This window comes from Enterobacter sp. 4974935, from assembly GCF_058661735.1.
The window spans coordinates 1,074,187-1,096,338 of sequence record NZ_JBZWGT010000003.1 but is presented as its reverse complement, the minus strand read 5'-3'; the positions used below and the strand labels follow the sequence as shown (position 1 = coordinate 1,096,338).

At 57.1% G+C, this 22,152-nt stretch carries 20 protein-coding genes and 1 pseudogene; 10 read left to right on the top strand and 11 right to left on the bottom strand.

Annotated features, from left to right (window positions below):
- Positions 1-73: 73 nt before the first annotated feature.
- The 5 genes from AC4OVS_RS06445 to dapA form a co-directional block, all read right to left on the bottom strand.
- Complete coding sequence (locus AC4OVS_RS06445; protein WP_063149147.1) at positions 74-2,020, bottom strand: tRNA(Met) cytidine acetyltransferase TmcA; 1,947 nt, start codon at positions 2,018-2,020, stop codon at positions 74-76.
- The gene (ypfJ, locus tag AC4OVS_RS06440) at positions 2,020-2,889 is read right to left on the bottom strand and encodes a KPN_02809 family neutral zinc metallopeptidase (protein WP_022648970.1); all 870 of its coding nucleotides are present in this window, start codon (positions 2,887-2,889) and stop codon (positions 2,020-2,022) included. The genes AC4OVS_RS06445 and ypfJ overlap by 1 nt, the downstream gene beginning before the upstream one ends.
- A gap of 120 nt (positions 2,890-3,009) precedes the next feature.
- Positions 3,010-3,723, bottom strand: a complete 714-nt coding sequence (gene purC, locus AC4OVS_RS06435; protein ID WP_001171626.1) for a phosphoribosylaminoimidazolesuccinocarboxamide synthase — start codon at positions 3,721-3,723, stop codon at positions 3,010-3,012.
- 109 nt (positions 3,724-3,832) lie between these two features.
- A complete protein-coding gene (gene bamC / locus AC4OVS_RS06430) occupies positions 3,833-4,867 on the bottom strand; it encodes an outer membrane protein assembly factor BamC (RefSeq protein ID WP_022648971.1) in 1,035 nt (344 codons plus the stop codon).
- Positions 4,868-4,883: 16 nt separating this feature from the next.
- A complete protein-coding gene (gene dapA, locus AC4OVS_RS06425; protein ID WP_003860542.1) occupies positions 4,884-5,762 on the bottom strand; it encodes a 4-hydroxy-tetrahydrodipicolinate synthase in 879 nt (292 codons plus the stop codon).
- Between the two features lie 145 nt (positions 5,763-5,907).
- Between dapA and AC4OVS_RS06420 the strand changes: the two genes are divergently transcribed.
- Entirely contained in the window at positions 5,908-6,477 is a 570-nt protein-coding gene (locus AC4OVS_RS06420) for a glycine cleavage system transcriptional repressor (RefSeq protein ID WP_000213743.1), read from the top strand.
- On the top strand, positions 6,477-6,947 hold the full coding sequence (gene bcp, locus AC4OVS_RS06415) for a thioredoxin-dependent thiol peroxidase (RefSeq protein WP_022648972.1): 471 nt from the start codon (positions 6,477-6,479) through the stop codon (positions 6,945-6,947). The genes AC4OVS_RS06420 and bcp overlap by 1 nt, the downstream gene beginning before the upstream one ends.
- Before the next feature lie 534 nt (positions 6,948-7,481).
- Here bcp and AC4OVS_RS06410 read toward each other — a convergent pair.
- Complete coding sequence (locus AC4OVS_RS06410) at positions 7,482-8,546, bottom strand: AI-2E family transporter (protein WP_003860546.1); 1,065 nt, start codon at positions 8,544-8,546, stop codon at positions 7,482-7,484.
- A gap of 220 nt (positions 8,547-8,766) precedes the next feature.
- Here AC4OVS_RS06410 and bepA point away from each other — a divergent pair, with 220 nt between their 5' ends.
- Both bepA and arsC read left to right on the top strand, forming a co-directional pair.
- Positions 8,767-10,230: a beta-barrel assembly-enhancing protease gene (gene bepA / locus AC4OVS_RS06405; protein WP_003860547.1), complete on the top strand. Its 1,464-nt coding sequence runs from the start codon at positions 8,767-8,769 to the stop codon at positions 10,228-10,230.
- A 13-nt stretch (positions 10,231-10,243) separates the two neighbouring features.
- Entirely contained in the window at positions 10,244-10,600 is a 357-nt protein-coding gene (gene arsC, locus AC4OVS_RS06400) for an arsenate reductase (glutaredoxin) (protein ID WP_022648973.1), read from the top strand.
- Here the strand turns inward: arsC and AC4OVS_RS06395 are convergent.
- A complete protein-coding gene (locus AC4OVS_RS06395) occupies positions 10,597-11,421 on the bottom strand; it encodes a homeodomain-like domain protein (protein WP_032623803.1) in 825 nt (274 codons plus the stop codon). The two genes, arsC and AC4OVS_RS06395, sit on opposite strands and share 4 nt — an antisense overlap.
- Before the next feature lie 147 nt (positions 11,422-11,568).
- Here AC4OVS_RS06395 and celB point away from each other — a divergent pair, with 147 nt between their 5' ends.
- The 4 genes and pseudogenes from celB (at position 11,569) to AC4OVS_RS06375 (ending at position 15,669) form a co-directional block, all read left to right on the top strand.
- Positions 11,569-12,888, top strand: coding sequence for a PTS cellobiose transporter subunit IIC (gene celB, locus AC4OVS_RS06390; RefSeq protein WP_022648975.1), 1,320 nt, complete (start codon positions 11,569-11,571; stop codon positions 12,886-12,888).
- 3 nt (positions 12,889-12,891) lie between these two features.
- A complete protein-coding gene (locus tag AC4OVS_RS06385; RefSeq protein WP_023306684.1) occupies positions 12,892-13,848 on the top strand; it encodes a glycosylasparaginase in 957 nt (318 codons plus the stop codon).
- A pseudogene (locus tag AC4OVS_RS06380) lies at positions 13,848-15,026 on the top strand (leucyl aminopeptidase family protein); the annotation flags it as partial. The gene AC4OVS_RS06385 and the pseudogene AC4OVS_RS06380, both read left to right, overlap by 1 nt.
- A 1-nt stretch (position 15,027) precedes the next feature.
- Positions 15,028-15,669 (top strand): leucyl aminopeptidase family protein, encoded by a 642-nt coding sequence (locus tag AC4OVS_RS06375; RefSeq protein WP_491922269.1) that lies wholly within the window; start codon positions 15,028-15,030, stop codon positions 15,667-15,669.
- A 76-nt stretch (positions 15,670-15,745) separates the two neighbouring features.
- On the opposite strand, the gene AC4OVS_RS06370 is transcribed toward AC4OVS_RS06375, so the two are convergent.
- From AC4OVS_RS06370 to AC4OVS_RS06355, 4 genes are all read right to left on the bottom strand, one after another.
- Positions 15,746-16,447 (bottom strand): DnaA inactivator Hda, encoded by a 702-nt coding sequence (locus AC4OVS_RS06370; protein ID WP_211482948.1) that lies wholly within the window; start codon positions 16,445-16,447, stop codon positions 15,746-15,748.
- A gap of 97 nt (positions 16,448-16,544) precedes the next feature.
- Complete coding sequence (uraA, locus tag AC4OVS_RS06365; protein WP_022648978.1) at positions 16,545-17,834, bottom strand: uracil permease; 1,290 nt, start codon at positions 17,832-17,834, stop codon at positions 16,545-16,547.
- 82 nt (positions 17,835-17,916) lie between these two features.
- Positions 17,917-18,543, bottom strand: a complete 627-nt coding sequence (gene upp, locus AC4OVS_RS06360; RefSeq protein ID WP_022648979.1) for a uracil phosphoribosyltransferase — start codon at positions 18,541-18,543, stop codon at positions 17,917-17,919.
- Positions 18,544-18,760: 217 nt separating this feature from the next.
- On the bottom strand, positions 18,761-20,191 hold the full coding sequence (locus AC4OVS_RS06355) for a 6-phospho-beta-glucosidase (protein WP_126490525.1): 1,431 nt from the start codon (positions 20,189-20,191) through the stop codon (positions 18,761-18,763).
- 266 nt (positions 20,192-20,457) lie between these two features.
- On the opposite strand from AC4OVS_RS06355, the gene purM reads away from it, so the two are divergent.
- Together purM and purN are read left to right on the top strand one after the other, a co-directional pair.
- Positions 20,458-21,495, top strand: coding sequence for a phosphoribosylformylglycinamidine cyclo-ligase (gene purM / locus AC4OVS_RS06350; RefSeq protein ID WP_491922268.1), 1,038 nt, complete (start codon positions 20,458-20,460; stop codon positions 21,493-21,495).
- The gene (purN, locus tag AC4OVS_RS06345; RefSeq protein WP_023300681.1) at positions 21,492-22,133 is read left to right on the top strand and encodes a phosphoribosylglycinamide formyltransferase; all 642 of its coding nucleotides are present in this window, start codon (positions 21,492-21,494) and stop codon (positions 22,131-22,133) included. The genes purM and purN overlap by 4 nt, the downstream gene beginning before the upstream one ends.
- Positions 22,134-22,152 lie beyond the last annotated feature (19 nt).

Sequence of the window (22,152 nt, the reverse complement as noted above, 5' to 3'; positions counted from 1 at the left end):
GGCGATCTCCTTAATTGTTAAGCAGGATTTTACGCCTCTGCGGGGTAATGACCATGCCACTTTACTGAAGAAGTCATTGAAAAAATTGCCATTGCAAAATGTCGGCTTTCAGCCGCTGGCTACGGGAGTAATCAAGCCTTTCAAGCGCGTGAGCGGTTTCCTCGCGTAGCTTCGCCAGCAACGCTTTGCGCCCGAAATCGTGTGTATTCCCTTCCATTTTCCCGCGCAGCGCCGGGAGCGGCATATCCACGGCTAACAACAATCGCGTTAGCGCCGCAACCGAGGTTGAAAACGCCCGGTGCGCAAAGGCAAACCCCGCCAGCTCCAGCCAGTCGTCACTATTAAGGGTAGCTTCCCATGCATCCATCACCGGGATCTTTTCGCCATTCCAGGCCGACAGGACGCGCATATCACGACATAAACGCTGATGCGCCTCTTCGCAGAGCTGATGCCCCGCCTCGCTCAGCGGCAGCAACGCCATCGCCGTATAGCACCCGCTGCTGGCCTCCCGGTGGCTGCCCATTCGCACCAGCACAAACCCGCACTGCCGCCAGAAACGCCACAGCTCGTCGGTATAGCCAAAGCTGACCGAGAGATAATCTTCTCCGCTGGCACTGCGGATCAGCCCCTGGCCGATGCCTTCCCGCTGGCGATGAGGATGAACCGCAATACGGCTGACGCGTCGGCCTTTCAGCGTCGCCGCGAGAGGCGATCCGCCGTGGGCAGCCAGCGACTGTGCCACCAGATTTCCACGCGGCCGACGAAATCCCGCCCACACCGCGCGACTAAGCTCTGGGGATAAGCCGCCCTCCTCCACCAGCCAGAGCGCGCCAGCGATCTCCGCGCCCGCCTGAGCAACAGCAAAATGCTGTCCCGGCGCGTCCATCATCCGGCGTAAATCGAGGGGGGACGTCCGGTAGTGCGCGGCACACAGCAGTTCATACACGCCTGCCCCGCGCGCCGGATCGCTCTCCCACACCCCGGGCTCCAGCGACGTTAAACTTACCTCCCCTGCCGGTTTGCGATCGATAAGCGCATCGTCGAACAGCAGCGCGTTCGCCACGATTCGCTCAAGAGGACATCCGGCAGCCCAGCGTACAGGGGTTGATAAGGTATATCGCCGCAGACCGCTGAACCGGGCGCAGAACTTCAGCAGGAATCCCCTGCCCGTGCCTTCATAACCCTGCACCGTAGTGGTCAACAACACGCGGGAAAAGCGCATCGTCAGTTTCTCGAGCAGCGGGCCGGGGATGGCGGCCGCCTCATCGACAATCAGCCAGTCAGCTTCTGTTGTGGAGGCCAGCAGCGCATCCGGGGCCATAAAGTGAAAATGTTCCCCGGCGAAACGCGCGATGACATCCGTCGCCCCTTTTGCCGGTGCGGTCACTACAGCACTACCCTGAATGCCGTTGAGCAACATGCCCGCCAGGGCGGACTTTCCTCGTCCGCGCGGGGCCGTCACGGCAGCCACGCCAGCAGGCATGGTCAGAAGCGCGTCGAGGATCGCAGCCTGCTCGCGCTGCGGTTCACCGCTGGCGGGCTGCCAGGCGGGTAAATCTGGCGCAACGGGAAGGCACAGCGGACGATGTTGATGCCAGACGATAGCATCTGAATCGGCGGCCAGCGTCCGGCAAAAATGGTAAACAAAGTGCGGGGTGGCGATCGGCTCTGCGCTGTCGCTCCAGCGTAGAGAATCCGCGTCGGGCCTGTTAGCCCAGACGGAGAACGGCGGCACCAGCAGCACCAGAAGGCTTCCGGCGCGCAGGGTCCCGCTGAGGGCGGCGAAGGCCGAGACGTCAAACCCGCGACGCGCGTCAAAAACGGCGTGCAGATATTCACGTCCCAGCAGGCCGCTGATGGCCTTAGAGGGGTTTTCCTCCAGCCACAGCCAGTCTCCTGGTAACGTATCGCGCAGGATGGTCGCCTGGCTCAACGTCCACGCTTCATCGCCGCTAAGCACCACCAGCCGGCGGTGCCCGGTACGCTGAAGCTGGTTAACCAGCTGTTCAACCCCCAACATCACATAGCTTTGCCGAAGGTATTACACTGCGACGGGTTGCCGCTGTCAAAGCCACGCTTAAACCAGCTGTAGCGCTGCTCTGAGGTGCCATGGGTAAAGCTGTCCGGCACAACGCGCCCCTGGCTTTGCTGCTGCAAGCGATCGTCACCAATCGCCTGTGCGGCATTCAGGGCCTCTTCCAGATCGCCTGTTTCCAGCACGCCCTGCTGCTGCATGCTGTGTCCCCAGACGCCAGCGAAGCAGTCGGCCTGAAGCTCCATGCGTACGGAGAGATGATTCACCTCCGCCTGAGACGCATTCTGCTGCATCTGACGCACTTTAGGTTCAATGCCGAGGAGCTTCTGCACATGGTGGCCGACTTCATGCGCGATCACGTAGCCCTGGGCAAAATCGCCGTCGGCGCCCAGCTTGCTTTTCATGTCGTCATAGAAGGAGAGATCGATATAGACGGTGCTGTCCGCCGGGCAGTAGAACGGCCCCATAACGGACTGCCCGGTGCCGCAGCCGGTGCGGGTTGCGCCCCGGTACATCACCAGTTTTGGCGGCTGATAAGTCCGCCCCATTTTCTCGAACTGCTGACCCCAGGTATCTTCGGTCGTCGCGAGAATAACGGAAGTAAATTTCGCCGCTTCATCTTCATTCGGGCTGATGGAGCGCTGAGAATACTGCTGCTGTTGCCCGGTTTCACCGGTCATCAAACCGGTCAGGTCGACACCGTAGTAGCCCGCTACCAGCACGACGACCAGCAGAATAATACCGCCCTTGCCGCTGGGTAACCGGAAACCTGGCCCGCCCATAGACGGACCACCGCCACCACTGCTGCGTCTGTCTTCTACGTTGTCACTTTCACGACGCCCTTGCCAGCGCATAAACACCTCGAACTATTCCATTTATAATAGCTATGATCGTAGGCGGTTAATGAAAGGATTACCATAGTAAACAAGGATAAGACGCCAAAGGATGCCAACATCCTTTGGCAAATGCGCAGTTTAGTCGAGCTTAACGCCTAAACGGTGAGCAACCGCTTCGTACGCTTCGACCACGCCACCCAGACTCTGGCGGAAACGGTCTTTGTCCATTTTATCCAGCGTCTCTTTGTCCCACAGGCGGCTGCCGTCAGGAGAGAACTCGTCGCCCAGCACCACTTCGCCTTTGTACAGACCGAACTCCAGCTTGAAGTCGACCAGGATCAGGCCCGCGTCATCAAACAGCTTTTTCAGCACGTCGTTGGCTTTGTAGGTCAGTTCCTGCATGCGCGCCAGGTTCTCTTTGCTGACCCAGCCGAAGGTTTCGCAGTAGGATTCGTTGACCATCGGGTCATGCATGGCGTCGTTTTTCAGGAACAGATCGAACAGCGGTGGATTCAGTTCGATACCCTCTTCAATGCCCAGACGCTTCACCAGGGAGCCTGCGGCACGGTTACGGATCACGCACTCAACCGGCACCATATCCAGTTTTTTTACCAGACATTCCGTATCGGACAACAACGCTTCCATCTGAGTCGGGATACCGGCTTCGGCCAGTTTGGTCATAATGAAGTGGTTGAACTTGTTGTTCACCATGCCCTTACGATCGAACTGCTCAATGCGTGCGCCGTCTCCTGCTGACGTATCATTGCGGAATTCGAGCACCAACAGATCCGGGTTTTCCGTGCTGTATACGGTTTTCGCTTTGCCACGATACAACTCAGCTTGCTTCTGCATCTTCATTACTCCTGGTGTGATGATTTGTATTCAAAACTGGCCATATTATGCCACGCACACGTTTGCGTGGCACGAAAATAAAAAGGGCTGGATTAACCAGCCCTCACTATTATTTGCTGAATGCGGCCTGGAAGGCAGCGACCAGCGCATCGTTCTGCGCCTGGGTCAGCGTGTGTCCTTTCGGATCGATAAACTGCAGGCTGCTGCGGTTATCGAGGTCGCCGACCTGGATTTTGTAGTCACCGGAAGGCAACTGTGGATCGCTTGCCCCCAGCTCCTGCCAGGCACTTTCAGACAGCGGCTTATAGGTCGCTGTGATGCTGCCCGTTGAACGGGTGCTGTCGGTCACCTTCATGCCCACTTTTTCCAGCGTGGCTGGCAGACGCTGCCAGGTCTGGTTAAACGGCGCACGCACCACCAGCATTGGCAGGCCGGTATCGTCTGCACCGCTCTGCACGTCAAACGTTGAGCCGTTACGGTTCTGCGCGGCGTTTGCGGCATCAGCAGCGTTCTTATCCAGACCCGCTGCAATCACGTTCAGCATTTCGGTACTGTAGCGCTGCATGGCGGACGGATCGGCAACCGGTTTACCTGCCTGCTCAAGATTCAACAGCTTAACGGTAACCGCCTGCTGATAACCCTGCGGCTTAACGGAGACTTGATAACGACCACGATACTGCTGGTCTTCATCGAGACGGTTCCACTCAATCCAGTCGGTGGTTAAGGTCTGGCTGGCGTCGTCGCGTTTATCAATCGTATAGTTTTTCGACTGAATGACGCTCACAACCTGCGGCCACAGCGTGGTACCGCGTGCGCTTTCCACCAGCAGAGAAGCTGTATCACCGGTGAACTGCGTGCGCGCGCCACTCACCAGCGCCAGAGGCTGAGCTGGCGGACGAATATCGAGCGCTTTACCCACCAGGCCGCTGCCGTTGGTAACCGGAATATTATAATCACCGTTCTGGATCGGCAGGATCATGCCGGCAGGCGCGTGAAGTTCAGCAAGCGGCGGCGCATCCAGATAGGATTCATCACCGCTCACCTGGCGCTTGTAGCGCGAGTCTGAACTACAGGCAGCGAGGAGCATAACAAGCGAAACACCCGCAACCTTGGCCAGGCGCGACTTCTGTACTGAATAAGCCATCAAATCTCCCTAAACTTTACAGCAAACCGGCATGCTTCAGCGCGCCAGCGACAATTTCACGACCATGGTCGGTAATCGGTGTCATTGGCAGACGCAGCGTGTCGGTTGCTACAAGCCCCAACTCCTTACATGCCCATTTCACTGGGATCGGATTGGGTTCGACAAATAATTTATTATGCAACGGCATCAGACGCTGATTAATCACGCGAGCTTCATCAAAGTGACCGGCTGCGGCCAGTTTGCACATGTCAGCCATATCACGCGCCGCCACGTTCGCCGTCACGGAAATAACGCCGTTACCACCGAGCTGCATAAAGTCCAGTGCGGTCGCATCATCACCGCTCAACAGGATAAAGTCGTCTGAAACCAGCTCTTTGATCTGATGAACGCGGCTTAAGTTCCCTGTCGCCTCTTTAATCCCGATAATATTTTTTACTTTCGAGAGACGGCCAACGGTTTCCGGCAGCATATCGCAACCGGTACGGGACGGCACATTATACAGAATTTGTGGCAAGTCAGTATGTTCAGCGATGGCTTTGAAATGCTGGAACAAACCTTCCTGAGTTGGGCGGTTGTAGTAAGGGGTCACCGTCAGACAGCCAACAATGCCGCTGTCGTTAAAACGCTGAGTCAGGCTAATGGCCTCTGCCGTTGCGTTTGCGCCCGTACCCGCGATGACCGGAATACGCCCGTCCGCCAGTTCCAGGGTCAGCATCACAACATCGCCGTGCTCTTCGTGGCTCAGCGTGGCGGATTCACCGGTAGTCCCTACCGAAACGATCGCCGAGGTTCCATTGGCGACATGGTAATCAATGAGCTTCTTCATGCTTGACCGGCAGACATTACCTTTTTCATCCATCGGTGTAACAAGCGCGACAATACTTCCCGTGAACATGAGCCATCCTCTGTGCGAACAAGAGCCTCAATGTTACGTTTGGAACTGTAATAAAAGCAAGCGACCTGAGGCTCTCAGGCGGTTGTATGCATGTTTTTTTTATGCTTTCCTTAGGAAGACTTAACCACGCAAAGGAAGAACAGGTTTGACAACCTCATCACAACATTACCTGGTTATCACTGCGCTGGGTGCTGACAGGCCGGGTATCGTGAATACCATCACTCGCCACGTGAGCAGCTGCGGCTGCAATATCGAAGACAGCCGGCTGGCTATGCTTGGCGAAGAGTTCACGTTCATCATGCTGCTTTCCGGAACATGGAATGCCATTACCCTCATCGAATCTACCCTGCCGCTGAAAGGCGCAGAGCTGGATTTACTGATTGTGATGAAGCGCACCACCGCGCGCCCGCGTCCGGCTCTGCCTGCCACAGTCTGGGTACAGGTTGAAGTGCCTGATTCACCTCATCTGATTGAACGTTTTACGGCGCTGTTTGACAGCCATCAGATGAACATTGCCGAACTGGTTTCCCGCACGCAGCCTGGCGATGAAAACGCCATCCCGACGCTGTTTATTCAAATTACCGCCCACAGCCCTGCCTCGCAGGATGCGTCAAATATCGAGCAAGCGTTCAAAGCCCTCTGTACAGAATTACACGCGCAAGGCAGTATAAGCGTCGTCGATTATTCGCAGCACGAACAGGATGGAGTTGAGTAATGAACCCACTGAAAGCCGGTGATATCGCACCGAAATTTAGCTTACCGGATCAAGACGGCGAGCAAGTAAATTTGACCGACTTCCAGGGACAGCGTGTTCTGGTCTATTTCTACCCGAAAGCCATGACCCCGGGCTGTACCGTACAGGCCTGCGGTTTACGCGACAACATGGATGAGTTGAAAAAGGTCGGTGTGGAAGTGCTGGGCATCAGCACCGATAAACCAGAGAAGCTGTCACGTTTTGCGGAAAAAGAGCTGCTGAACTTCACGCTGCTTTCCGATGAAGACCACCAGGTTTGCGAGCAGTTTGGCGTCTGGGGTGAGAAGTCCTTTATGGGCAAAACGTACGACGGTATTCACCGCATCAGCTTCCTGATTGACGCTGACGGTAAAGTTGAGCACGTGTTTGATGATTTCAAAACCAGCAACCACCACGACGTGGTGTTGAACTGGCTGAAACAAAGCGCCTGATAAACAGCAAAACGGCAACCCAGGTTGCCGTTTTTGGTGTTTGCCCCCTCTCCCCGTGGGCTGAGGGTTCCCCACAAATTAATGCGAGCACTGAGCAATCCCCTCGCCCCTCCGGGGAGAGGGTTAGGGTGAGGGGAACATACGGCGGTGGTGGTCATTCCGTTCACTTTATGTTCCTTGCTACTCTGTAACGACATGACCGGTGAACGTGCCAGGGTGGCTCAGTCGCCACCACCCTGGCGACCCGGGCTCCCGGCGGTAAATCGCCGCTTCGCGGTGCCCTCGGCTTATTCCTTCCGGCTTATCGGGTACGGGCGGAGGCAACGTCCCTGTAAAGCCGCCCTCTCGGCGCATCCCTGCGCCTCGCCCCGGCCGGAAGGCAAACGCCTCAGCGATTTACAGCCGGACCAGAGCATCGCTGACAGCCCTCAGTCATTTAGAAAGCAACTTTATTGCTTCTGCATAAAAAAATTACTGGGGATCCCTCAGCCCCGTGGGAGAGGGTTGGGGTGAGGGCATCAGCCCGCACTAAATCTACTTCTCTTCCACCGCCGGCACATCCGGCCACGCGTGGACCACGGCTTTAATCAGCGTCGCCAGCGGAATGGCGAAGAACACGCCCCAGAATCCCCACAGCCCGCCGAAAATCACCACTGACAGGATAATCACCAGCGGATGCAGGTTAACTGCTTCTGAGAACAGCACCGGTACCAGCAGGTTCCCGTCCAGTCCCTGAATAATCAGGTATACGGCGAAACAGCTCCAGAACTCCGTACCCAGACCAAACTGGAACAGCGCCACACCGACTACCGGAATGGTCACCACAAACGCGCCGATATACGGGATCAGAACCGAGAATCCGACCAACACCGCCAGCAGCAGCGAGTAGTTCAGCCCGAAAATCACGAAGCCAATCCAGGTCGCCACGCCCACCACAATCATCTCCAGCACTTTGCCGCGAATGTAGTTGGTGATTTGCTGGTTCATCTCCTGCCAGACCTGTCCTGCGAGACCGCGATTGCGCGGCAGCACGCGGCGCACCGCATTCAGCATCTGCTCTTTATCTTTGACCAGGAAAAACACCATTAGCGGCACGAGAACAAGGTAAACCGCCAGCGTCAGCAACCCCACCAGCGAGGCCAGAGAGTATTTCACCACCGAGTCACCCATGGTCATGATGCGGGCGCGCATGTTTTCGGCCATCGCATCGATGATCCCGGCGTCCATCAGCGCAGGATAGCGGCGCGGCAGCGTGGCGGCAAAATCAGAAAGTTTATTCAGCATGCCGGGCATGTCGCGGATCAGGTAGATCCCCTGTTGCCAGGCGATGGGCATCACCACGAAGGACATCAGCAGCAGAATGCCGACAAACAGCACCAGGACAATGCTGGTCGCCCAGCGTCGGGAACAGCCGATATGTTCCAGACGCGCGGTGGGCCACTCCAGCAGATACGCCAGCACAATTGCCACCAGAAGCGGTGCCAACAGGCCACTAAAGAAGAACAGGATACCGAATCCGGCAACCAGAATGACCAGCAAAGCAATGGCTTCCGGATCGCTAAACCGACGCCGATACCACTGCATTAACATTTCGAGCATACAACCCTTCCCTGAATCGAATGGCGGGAGTGAGACGGTGAATTGTATCTAACTGTCACAAAAAAGACTTTCCTTTTTGTTTCACTGTCAGGTTTCGCAAAACCCTGATGAATGGGATTTTCTTCATCTCTTAACACGGCTACACTCGCAGAGCAGCGGAGATGAACGTTATGCGGGTTCATCGGTCAAATTAGCACATCCAACATACAGGACAGTGGTTATGTTCAGGCAGTTGAGAAAAACACTGGTTGCGACACTGATTGCCGCCGTGACGGTGGGTCAGGTGTTGCCCGCTTTCGCTGACTCGTCCGATTCATTGCCGGACATGGGCACCACGGCAGGAAGCACGCTCTCCATCGGGCAGGAGATGCAGATGGGTGATTATTACGTACGCCAGCTGCGCGGCAGTGCTCCGCTGATTAACGACCCTTTGCTGGTGCAGTACATCAACGGTCTGGGGATGCGACTGGTGGCGCACGCAGACTCGGTAAAAACGCCCTTCCACTTCTATTTAATCAATAACGACGAAATCAACGCCTTCGCCTTCTTTGGCGGGAACGTGGTGCTGCATTCGGCGTTGTTCCGTTATTCCGATAACGAAAGCCAGCTGGCGTCCGTCATGGCGCACGAAATTTCGCACGTCACCCAGCGCCATCTGGCGCGTGCGATGGAAGATCAGAAGCGTAACGCCCCCCTGACCTGGGTGGGCGCGCTGGGCTCTATTCTGCTGGCGATGGCCAGCCCGCAGGCCGGGATGGCGGCGCTTACCGGGACGCTGGCGGGAACGCGTCAGGGGATGATCAGCTTTACCCAGCAGAACGAGCAGGAAGCAGACCGCATCGGCATTCAGGTTTTACAGCGTTCCGGCTTTGACCCGCAGGCCATGCCGAGCTTCCTGGAAAAACTGCTCGACCAGGCACGCTACTCGTCGCGCCCGCCTGAAATTCTGTTGACCCACCCGTTGCCGGAAAGCCGTCTCTCGGATGCGCGTAACCGTGCTAACCAGATGCGTCCGGTCGTCGTGCAGTCCTCGCAGGATTTCTACATGGCCAAAGTGAGAACGCTTGGCATGTACAACTCCGGACGTAATCAGCTCACCAGCGATCTGCTGGACGCGCTGGCGAAAGGCAACGTGCGCGAGAAGAACGCCGCGCAGTATGGTCAGGCACTCCAGGCGATGGAAGCAAGCAAGTACGATGAGGCGCGTAAAGCGCTACAGCCGCTGCTGGCGTCGGCGCCTGACAATCCGTGGTATCTCGACCTCGCAACCGATATCGATTTAGGACAGAAAAAAGCGACCGATGCGATCAACCGTCTGAAAGGGGCGAAAGACATTCGCAACAATCCGGTATTGCAGCTAAACCTGGCGAACGCCTACTTACAGGGCGGCCAGCCCGGCGAGGCGGTGACCATTCTGAACCGCTATACCTTTAACAATAAAGATGACCAGAACGGCTGGGAGCTGCTCGCCCAGGCCCAGGGGCAACTGGGTAATCGCGATCAGGAGCTGGCCGCGCGTGCGGAAGGTCTGGCGCTGGCGGGGCGCCTCGATCAGGCCATATCCCTGCTAAGCAGCGCCAGCTCACAGGTGAAGCTCGGCAGCCTGCAACAGGCCCGCTACGATGCGCGAATCGACCAGCTGCGTGGGCTGCAACAACGTTTTAAGCCGTACGAGAAGATGTAATAAAGGAGAAGTCATGACAGACGCGGTAAAAATTTACCATAACCCTCGCTGCTCCAAGAGTCGCGAGACTCTGAATCTGCTGAAGTCTAACGACATCGATCCGGAAGTGGTGTTGTATCTGGAGACGCCCCCGGACGCGCAGACGATCCGCCAGCTGCTGAAGATGCTGAACATGGGCAGCGCACGCGAGCTGATGCGTCAGAAAGAAGATCTGTATAAATCGCTCAATCTGAACGATACCAGTCTCACTGAAGATCGGCTGATTCAGGCGATGGTCGACAATCCTAAGCTGATTGAGCGCCCGATTGTCGTGGCGAACGGCAAGGCGCGTATCGGCCGTCCGCCGGAAGACGTACTCGGGATCGTCTAATCGTTACGCCGCAGCGCTTCCAGAAACGCCTGCGGCGTACTCTCCCCCAGCTTTTTCTGCGCTTTTCCCCGGTTGAAAAATTCACACAGCTGTATCAACAGTTCTCCCGCCGGTTCACTATTCACGCGCGGAATGATCTCACGTAACGGCACGGCGACCTGAAGGGCAAGATAATACTGTGAATGCACTTTTACGATGACGTTATGCTCCGGCAAGTTCACTTCTAGCCCAAAAGTCTCAATAGATTGAATATCAGCCGGACAGGCAGCCAGCACCTCGTTCGTCCAGCGGGTCAGCAACTGCGGCGAGACACCGGCATAAAGCCGGGCGTAGCACCAGCCGCTGACGGGTTCACGCGCCCAGAGCAGGTGTTGCTCCCCACCGTCGTCCATATGCAGCGATAGCGGCTGATGATGCAGAAGTAGCTTCTGCGGCATGATACCGGCCTTCAGTGCCTTTTTGCCCTGCAACGACGCCCCCTTTTGTCTTACCGAAGCCGGTTTGAGGTAGCGGTTCAGGGTCGCGCGGGAAACGGCGATCCCGAGTCCGTCATTCACCAGCAGCAGCAGTTCATCCAGCGGTGCCCCAGTGATATCCCGCAGGGCATTTATCAGTGCCGCCTGCTCTTGTCTCAATGCTTTGTGTATCACTTTTGGCGTTGTGTGGTTATCCGAAACCTGGTCGCGGTTGCGCCAGCGCCTGACGGTGGTGACCGAGATCCCCAGTTCAACAGCTAGCTCTCTGTCGCTTTTATCTGACTGCTGAAGATAGCGACGGATACGCGGTGTGGTGGTGGCGTTAGCATGCAGTTTGATTTCCATCGCGTCTCTCTCCGCAACTAATCTTATGAGATTTATAGTAGAGCAGCGAATGCTTTGTGACCGATTTCACCTTTCGCTCGCCGCGCTTCACTGATAATCCACAGACATAACATAAACAACACCTCTCAATCTTGTACGGAGTTCACAATGAACAATGTTCTGGGATTTCTTGAAGCAAAACTGATGCCGCTGGCGGCGAAAACGGCCCAGCAGCGTCATCTTGGGGCCATTCGTGGGGCCTACGTTTCATTCATGCCGTTTATCATCGTCGGCTCCATCCTGCTGGTGATCTCCTCCTTCCCGAATCAGGCCTATCAGCAGTTTATGTCTCAGGCCTTTGGTGAGAGCTGGAGTGCGATTATAGAGATTCCATTCAACGCGGTATTCTCAACCATGTCGCTGTTTATCAGCTTCCTGGTGGCCTACCGCCTGGCTGAGCACTATGGCGAGGACCGCATCTCCTGCGGCATCCTGGCGCTGGTCGCCTTCCTGATCCTGACGCCCTTTATCAAAGTGGCGGAAAACGGCGGCATTACCGTGATGCCGGTGGAGTGGATTGGCAGCAAAGGGTTGTTTGTGGCGATGATCGGTTCCCTGCTGTGGACGGAACTGTTCTGCTGGCTGAAGCGCAAAAAGCTGGTCATTAAAATGCCGGACGGCGTACCTCCGGCGGTGCAGGAGTCGTTCGCGGCGCTGATCCCGGCCCTGCTGGTGATGATTCTGGTGCTTATTATCCGCATCATATTTGAAAACACCCACTACCACACCATCCACCAGTTTATTTATGAAGTGGTTGCCACCCCGGTGCGCCACTACGGTACCTCTTATTTCGGTGCGCTGATGACCGTATTCAGCATCACCATTCTGTGGTCAGTGGGCATTAACTCAGGTTCGATGATCAACGGCATTATTCGTCCACTGTGGATGGAAAACCAGACCGACAACATCGCCGCGATCCAGGCGGGAACGACGCCGCCGCACATCATCACCGAACAGTTTTTTGACATGATCTGGATGGGCGGCGCGGGCGCCACGCTGTCGCTGGTGATAGCGATGCTGATTTTCGCCCGCAGCAAAAACATGCGAGAGGTGGCGCGCCTCGGTGCGGGTGCCTCGGTGTTTAACATCAACGAACCGATCCTGTTTGGCCTGCCGGTGATCATGAACCCGATCATGCTCATCCCGTTTAATCTGGTGCCGCTGGTGCTGGTCACCGTGCAGTATGCGGCGATGAAAATTGGCGCGGTCGCCGTCACCACCGGGGTGTTTATTCCCTGGACGCTGCCGCCGGTTATCAGCGGCTTTATCGTCACCGGGCACCTGAGCGGCAGCGTGATGCAGCTGATCAACCTGCTGATTGGCGCCATGCTGTACCTGCCTTTTATGCGTATCCTGGATAAACAGTACCGCGCCGCGGAGCTGACTACCGCTACGCAACCCGACACCACCCTTGCAAAACAGGAGTAAAGCATGTGGGGAATTATCGCAACCTGGCGAATGGCACTTGAAGGGGTAACGGAATCCGCGTCTGCCCTGGCGGCGGGAAAACCGGTCGCTTCGGCGGTGGTCGATGCCGTCGCTGCCGTGGAAGACTTTCCGCTGTATAAATCCGTCGGCTACGGTGGCCTGCCGACCGAAAACGGCGAGGTGGAGCTGGACGCGGCCTATATGGACGGCGACACGCTGGCGTTCGGCGCCGTGGGGAATCTGGTGGATATCGCCAACCCGGTGCGCGTGGCGCACGCGCTCAGCCGTCAACGCTATAACAGCCTGCTGGTCGGCCAGGGCGCGCGCGAATGGGCGCTGAGCCAGGGCTTTGCCGACAAAACCATGCTCACGGATCGCGCCATGCAGCACTACCGCAAGCGCTGCCGCGAAACGCTGGATAAGGGGTTAAGCCCCTACGACGGACATGACACCGTCGGCATCATTGGCCTTGATAAACAGGGTTCGATGAGCGTCGCCACCTCCACCAGTGGCCTGTTTATGAAAAAACGCGGTCGCCTCGGTGACTCACCCATCATCGGCTCCGGCTTTTACTGCGACAGCGAAACCGGCGCGGCCACCGCCACAGGCGTCGGTGAAGACCTGATGAAGGGCTGTACCAGCTACGAAATCGTTCGCCGGATGGCGCAAGGGATGACGCCGCAGCAGGCGGCGGATTCAGTCGTATTCGAACTGGAAGACAAGCTGATGTCGCGCTTCGGTCGCGCGGGCGATCTCTCCGTGGTGTGCATGAACAGCAAAGGAGAATTTGGCGCCGCGACTAACATAAAAACCTTCTCGTTCGTGGTGGCGACGGCTCGCCAGCCCCTCACCGTTTTTCGTACTGAACGCCTGCGGGAGAAAACGCACTATCACGCGGTAGATGAGGAGTGGATGCAGGCCTATGCCGCACGGATCCGCGCGCCGATTGAGGAATCATGATGATCACTTACCAGTTTATCAACGCGCTTTCAGACGCGAAGCCGAACAGCCATTTGATTGCGCGCGCTGACAGTTCCCTGTTACCGGATAGCGCTCTTATCGCTGAAATGCGCCAGCAGAGCACCGTCGCGGACACGCGCTTTGGCTGCGCGCCGTTTGCGCGCATTACTCTGTTGCCGGACGCGCTATGGCATGACGCCCTGACCGAAGGGTTGCTCACCGCCCTGCGACCGCTGCTTACCGCCCCCGCCAGCGCCGAACTCGTGCTGGACGTGACGGATATCGACGATGTGGTGCTGGCGCAGGTGCTGCGTTTTCTCTTTAATCAGGCGCACAGGCTCAGTGACCTGAAGCTGAAGAAGACGGACGAAGCGGTGCGTCTTACCTGCATCACTGCCCTCTGCCTGCCGGAACAGCAGGCGAAGCTGGAGACGACCTTCCGCCAGCAGCAGGCCATTGCGCTCGGCATGATCGCGGCGCGACGTCTGGCGGATATGCCGTCCGACCGCTGCACGCCGCAGTTTGTGGTGGAAGAGGCGCAAAAACTGTGTGCCGCCAGCCCTGCCCTGCGCTGCGAGGTGCTGAACGAAAAAGATATTGCTGAGCAGGGTCTTGGACTGCTGCACGCCGTTGGCAAAGGGGCGACCTGCCCGCCGCGTCTGCTGGCTATTCATTATGATGGTGCCAACGACGGCCCGATACGCTGCTACGTGGGAAAAGGCATTACCTTTGACACCGGCGGCCTGTGGCTGAAGGAAGGCGCGGGCATGTACACCATGAAATATGACATGTGCGGCGCGGCCAACGTACTGGGGCTGATGCTGACCGTTGCGGAGCTGAAATTACCCGTGCGCATCATGGGCGTGCTGGCGCTGGCGGAAAACGCCATCGGCCCCGACGCCATGCAGCCCGGCACGGTGGCAACAGCCTGTAACGGCACCACCGTTGAAATCAATAATACCGATGCCGAGGGCCGGCTGGTGCTGGCTGACGCCATTGCCTGGGCCAGCCAGCGGTACCCGCAGGCCCGCTACATCATTGATATGGCGACTTTAACGGGCGCAGTGGTGAAAGCGCTGGGGTATGAGCTGAGCGGGCTGATGACCCAGGATGAACCGCTGCGCGCCGCGTTGACGCAGGCAGGTAAACGGAGCGGTGACGAGGTGTGGTCTCTGCCGCATGAAATATGACATGTGCGGCGCGGCCAACGTACTGGGGCTGATGCTGACCGTTGCGGAGCTGAAATTACCCGTGCGCATCATGGGCGTGCTGGCGCTGGCGGAAAACGCCATCGGCCCCGACGCCATGCAGCCCGGCACGGTGGCAACAGCCTGTAACGGCACCACCGTTGAAATCAATAATACCGATGCCGAGGGCCGGCTGGTGCTGGCTGACGCCATTGCCTGGGCCAGCCAGCGGTACCCGCAGGCCCGCTACATCATTGATATGGCGACTTTAACGGGCGCAGTGGTGAAAGCGCTGGGGTATGAGCTGAGCGGGCTGATGACCCAGGATGAACCGCTGCGCGCCGCGTTGACGCAGGCAGGTAAACGGAGCGGTGACGAGGTGTGGTCTCTGCCGCTGGACGCACGGCTGAAAAAGCAGACCGACAGCGCGATTGCCGATCTGTGCAATACGCCGACTAACAATGCGGCGATAAGCGCCTCGGCGGCGTGGCTGCTGCATCACTTCTGTCCGCCGGCGATCCCATGGGCACATCTGGATATCAGCGGGACGGCGCTGTGGCGTGAGAACGGCAGAAGCGTGGCGTCGGGAAGACCGATTCCGCTGCTGGTTGAGCACCTGATGGGGGATCTTTAGCCCGGTGGCGCTGCGCTTACCGGGCCTACGGGTGCCATATGTAGGCCGGGTAAGGCGCAGCCGCCACCCGGCATAACTACAGCTTAAGAATATCTTTCACAAACGGAATGGTCAGCTTGCGCTGGGCGGTGATGGAGGCGCGATCGAGCTGATCGAGCGTATCAAAGAGCGTGCGCATCTCCCGATCCAGACGCTTGAGCAGGAAGCGCCCTACGTCTTCCGGCAGTTCAAATCCGCGCAGTCTGGCGCGCAACTGAAGTGCCTGGAGTTTGTCTTCATCCGACAGCGGTTGCAGCTTGTAGATTTGCCCCCAGTCCAGACGAGACGCCAGATCCGGCAGCCCCAGATTGAGCTGACGCGGCGGACGATCGCCGGTGATCAGCAGCCGGGTTTTGCCCGACTCCAGAATGCGGTTGTAGAGGTTAAAGATCGCCATTTCCCACGGCTCGTCTCCCGCCACGCATTCAATATTATCGATGCAGACCAGGGAGAGATGTTCCATGCCCTCCAGCACTTCAGGCACAAACCAGGTGCGTTTATCCAGCGGCACATAGCCTACCGCGTCACCGCGCGCCGAAAGTTCCGCACAGGCGGCATGCAGCAGGTGGCTGCGTCCCGCGCCTTCGCGTGACCAGATATAGATGTATCCGCTGTGTTCCTGGCGCAGCACGTTTTGCAGTGCAGCCAGTAAAGAGGGGTTATCACCCGGCCAGAAACTCGCGAAAGTTTCGTCGTCAGGGAGATAAAGTGGCAGAGAGAGCTGTGCCGGTCCGTTCAGAAATACCTCAACCAGAGATCTTACATAAAATCGGAATGGAGTTTAACACGGAACCAGCAAGGAGAGAACCGGGCGGATCGTCCGCCCGATTAAAGGATCAATGTGGTGCTTTTTCGCTATCGTCAGCGTCCAGGATTTCTTCTTCCGGACGAATGACCGAGATCAGCTTGAAAATCAGGCTCAGGCCCACGCCGACGATGGTCGCCAGCGCCATACCCTTCAGCTCTGCCGCGCCGATGTGCACCTTCGCGCCGCTCACGCCGATGATCAGGATAACGGAGGTCAGGATCAGGTTCTGCGCCTTGCTGTAATCCACTTTGGATTCAATCAGCACGCGAATACCGGACGCACCGATCACCCCGTAAAGCAGCAGGGAAACGCCGCCCATCACCGGAACCGGGATAATCTGGATCGCCGCCGCCAGTTTGCCGACGCAGGAGAGCAGAATAGCGATGATCGCCGCGCCGCCGATAACCCAGGTGCTGTAGACGCGGGTGATCGCCATTACGCCGATGTTCTCCCCGTAAGTCGTGTTTGGCGTGGAGCCGAAGAAACCGGAGATGATGGTGGAGAAACCGTTGGCAAACATGGAGCGATGCAGGCCCGGGTCGCGGATCAGGTCACGCTTCACGATGTTCGCCGTCACCACCAGGTGGCCAACGTGCTCAGCAATCACCACCAGTGCAGCAGGCAGAATGGTGAAGATAGCAAACCATTCGAAGCGTGGGGTGTAGAAGGTCGGCAGCGCGAACCAGTGTGCCTCGGCAATCGGTGTGGTATCCACAACGCCCATCACGAAGGAGAGCGCGTAACCCGCCAGCACGCCGATCAGGATCGGGATAATCGCCATAAAGCCGCGGAACAGGACGGAACCGAAAACCGTCACGCCCAGCGTCACCAGCGAAATAATAATGGTTTTAGAATCCGGTGACTGACCGTCCGCAGGCAGCAGCCCAGCCATGTTCGCCGCGACACCCGCCAGTTCCAGGCCGATGACGGCAACGATTGCCCCCATTGCCGCAGGCGGGAACATCACGTCCAGCCAGCCGGTACCCGCTTTCTTCACGATGAAGGAGACCAGGCAGAACAGCACGCCGCACATGATAAAGCCGCCCAGCGCGACCTCGTAACCCAGCGGCAGCAACAGCAGTACCGGGGAGATAAACGCGAAGCTCGACCCGAGATAGGCCGGGATTTTGCCTTTACAGATGAAGAGGTAAAGCAGCGTACCGATGCCGTTAAACAACAGCACGGTAGCCGGGTTAATGTGAAACAGGATTGGCACCAGCACGGTTGCGCCAAACATGGCGAACAGGTGCTGCAAACTAAGCGGGATTGTCTGTAAAAGCGGCGGTCTTTCACTCACCCCGATAGCACGGCGCGTCATAGTGTTTTCCTCTGAGTGTCATTGTTGGTTTTTATTCAAAAAAAAGCCGACTATCAAAGTCGGCTTCTTTATCGTTATTCGATTATTTAGTCCCAAAAATCTTATCGCCGGCATCGCCGAGCCCCGGGATAATGTACCCGTGCTCGTTCAGTCCCTGGTCGACAGACGCGGTATAGAGTTCAACGTCCGGGTGCGCTTTTTCCAGCGCCGCGATACCTTCCGGCGCCGCGACCAGCACCAGCACTTTGATGCTGCTGCAGCCTGCTTGTTTCAGCAGGTCAATGGTGGCGATCATCGAACCACCGGTCGCCAGCATCGGGTCAACTACCAGCGCCATACGCTCATCAATGTTAGAGACCAGCTTCTGGAAGTATGGGACCGGCTCAAGCGTCTCTTCGTTACGGTAGATACCTACCACGCTGATACGCGCGCTTGGGACGTGCTCCAGCACGCCTTCCATCATGCCCAGACCCGCACGCAGGATTGGCACCACGGTAATTTTTTTACCTTTGATCTGCTCAACCTGTACCGGGCCGTTCCAGCCTTCGATGGTCACTTTTTCCGTTTCCAGATCAGAGGTCGCTTCGTAGGTCAGCAGGCTACCCACTTCAGAAGCCAGTTCGCGAAAACGCTTCGTGCTGATGTCATGCTCACGCATCAGGCCCAACTTGTGTTTAACGAGTGGGTGTTTCACTTCCACAATCTTCATTCTCTTTCTCCTCTGAGGTGGCATCCGCAAAAAAATCGCGGGATTATACCGCTTTTTTCGGATTGCGCCATACCCATGTTGCTTGATGTACATCAATCAAAAACAAAAAAGCCGGAGGCTGGGCTCCGGTTTGGGTGCGGGGTCTTGCCCGGTGGCGCTGCGCTTACGCGGGCCTACGTGTAGTGTAGGTCGGGTAAGTGTAAGCGCCACCCGACAATTACAGGTTATCGCCGTTGCTCGCAATCACCTGCTTATACCAGTCGAACGATTTCTTCTTGCTGCGGTTCAGCGTGCCGTTACCTTCGTTATCTTTATCGACAAAGATAAAGCCGTAGCGTTTCTTCATCTCGCCAGTGCCGGCAGAGACCAGGTCGATACAGCCCCACGGGGTATAGCCCATCAGATCCACGCCGTCTTCCACCACCGCTTTTTTCATCTCGCGGATGTGGGCGGAAAGGTAGTCGATGCGGTACTGGTCGTTCACCGTGCCGTCGCTCTCCTGCACGTCGATCGCGCCAAAGCCGTTTTCCACAATAAACAGCGGCAGCTGATAGTGATCCCAGAACCAGTTCAGAGAGTAGCGCAGCCCGACAGGATCGATCTGCCAGCCCCAGTCCGATTTCTGCACGTACGGGTTAGAAACCAGGCTCTTGCTCTCGTCATAATCCAGCGTCGGATTATCCGCCGTCGCTTTGGTGGCGAACGACATGTAGTAGCTGAACCCGATGTAATCCACGCAGCCTTGCGTCAGCGCCACTTTATCTTCTTCGGTGATATCCAGCGCGAAGCCGCGACGTTCAAAGTAATTGAGCAGATGCTGCGGATACTTGCCGCGCACGTGAACGTCGGCAAACCAGTAGCGGCGATGCATGGCGTTCATCGCCATCATCATGTCGTCCGGGGCACAGGTCAGCGGATAGATGGGGCACATGGCAATCATGCAGCCGATATGCAGTGACGGGTTGATCTCGCGCCCCGCTTTCACCGCCAGGGCGCTGGCCACCAGCTCATAGTGCGCCGCCTGGAACATCACCGGCTCGCGATCTTCTCCCGGGGCATATTTCAGCCCGGAGTTGGTAAACGGCGCAAAGTCTTCGTGAAAGTTGGCCTGGTTATTGATCTCGTTAAAGGTCATCCAGTACTTCACTTTATGCTGATAGCGCTCAAAAACGACCTTCGCGAAGCGGACAAAGAAGTCGATCAGCTTACGGTTACGCCAGCCGCCGTATTCCGTTACGAGGTGGAAAGGCATCTCGAAGTGGGAAAGCGTGATCACCGGCTCGATGCCGTGCTTCAGGCACTCGTCGAAAAGATCGTCATAGAATTTGAGTCCCGCTTCGTTCGGCTCCAGCTCGTCGCCTTTCGGGAAGATACGCGTCCAGGCAATGGAGGTGCGGAAGCATTTGAACCCCATCTCGGCAAAGAGTTTGATGTCTTCTTTATAGCGGTGGTAAAAGTCGATGGCTTCGTGGTTTGGGTAATTTTTCCCCTCCAGCACGCCGTTGGTGATTTCACGCGGTACCCCGTGGGCGCCTGCCGTCATGACATCGGCAACGCTCACGCCCTTGCCGCCCTCTTTCCAGCCGCCTTCAAGCTGGTGCGCCGCAACGGCCCCACCCCACAGAAAACCTGCTTTAAATCCTGACATTCGCTTTCCCTCATTCTGCGTTATTTTCTGCAAAAACAGTTACAGAAACCGGTTTCATTTTGATGATGTGCAAAGGGGATATCCGTTGCAAGCAGATCGCCGAAACCGGTTTCATTTTCGTGAACGGAGTCAAGTTTGTTGCCCTGGACAGTCCGCACAGAAAAAAAGATCCCCGCGCCGAGAATAGGCTCGCAAACGTTTGCCTGGACTGTTAGAATTGCGCCGATTTTTCTTACTAGCTATGCAATCGCGTGGGGATTTAAGCCGTGACCAACAAAACTTCTCTCAGCTACAAAGATGCCGGTGTTGATATTGACGCAGGTAATGCGCTGGTTGACCGAATCAAAGGTGTGGTGAAAAAAACCCGCCGCCCGGAAGTGATGGGTGGCCTGGGTGGATTCGGCGCACTGTGCGCGCTGCCGCAAAAATATCGTGAACCTGTGCTGGTCTCGGGTACGGATGGTGTCGGTACAAAACTGCGCCTGGCGATGGATCTTAACCGTCACGATACGATTGGTATTGATCTGGTGGCGATGTGCGTCAACGACCTGGTGGTACAGGGCGCTGAGCCGCTGTTCTTCCTGGATTACTACGCGACCGGCAAGCTGGATGTGGATACCGCAGCCAGCGTCATTAACGGTATCGCCGAAGGCTGTCTGCAATCCGGCTGTGCGCTGGTCGGCGGTGAAACCGCTGAAATGCCTGGCATGTATCACGGAGAAGATTATGACGTCGCAGGCTTCTGCGTCGGCGTGGTAGAAAAATCAGAAATTATCGACGGCAGCAAAGTGGCTGACGGCGATGTGCTGGTTGCGCTGGCCTCCAGCGGTCCGCACTCCAACGGCTACTCTCTGGTGCGTAAGATTCTCGAAGTGAGCGGTTGCGACCCGCTGACCACCGAGCTGGACGGCAAACCGCTGGCCGATCACCTGCTGGCCCCGACCCGCATCTACGTGAAAAACGTGCTGGAGCTGATTGAGAACGTTGACGTGCACGCCATCGCTCACCTTACCGGCGGCGGCTTCTGGGAAAACATTCCGCGCGTGCTGCCGGACAATACCCAGGCGGTGATCGACGCCTCCTCATGGCAGTGGCCGTCCGTCTTCAACTGGCTGCAAACCGCAGGCAACGTGAGCGAGCATGAAATGTACCGCACCTTTAACTGCGGCGTGGGCATGGTTATCGCCCTGCCCGCCAGCGAAGCGGATAAAGCGGTTAAGCTGCTGACAGAAAAAGGTGAAAACGCGTGGAAAATCGGTACGATTAAAGCTTCCGATTCCGAACAGCGTGTGGTCATTGAATGAAAAACATCGTGGTGCTCATTTCCGGCAACGGAAGCAATTTGCAGGCAATCATAGACGCCTGCAAACAGAAGAAAATCAATGGCACCATTCGGGCAGTATTCAGCAACAAGGCCGATGCGTTCGGCCTTGAGCGCGCGCGGGAAGCGAACATTCCTGCGCACGCGCTGGAAGCCAGCCAGTTCGCCGGGCGTGAAGCCTTTGACCGTGAGCTGGTGCAGGAGATTGACGCCTACGCGCCTGACGTGGTGGTGCTGGCGGGCTACATGCGTATCCTGAGCCCGGCCTTCGTCGCGCATTACAACGGACGTTTGCTGAATATCCACCCTTCTCTTCTGCCGAAATATCCTGGCCTGCATACCCATCGTCAGGTGCTGGAGAACGGCGATGAGGAGCATGGTACCTCCGTGCATTTCGTTACCGACGAGCTGGACGGCGGTCCGGTCATTTTGCAGGCAAAAGTACCGGTCTTTGACGGTGACAACGAAGACGACGTGACCGAACGTGTACAGGCTCAGGAACATGCCATTTATCCGCTGGTGGTAAGCTGGTTTGTTGACGGCCGTCTTGAGATGCGCGACGGTGCCGCCTGGCTGGACGGCGTGAAGTTGCCCCCGCAGGGTCATGCGGCTGAAGAGTAGTTTGTTCTGTCGGGTGGCG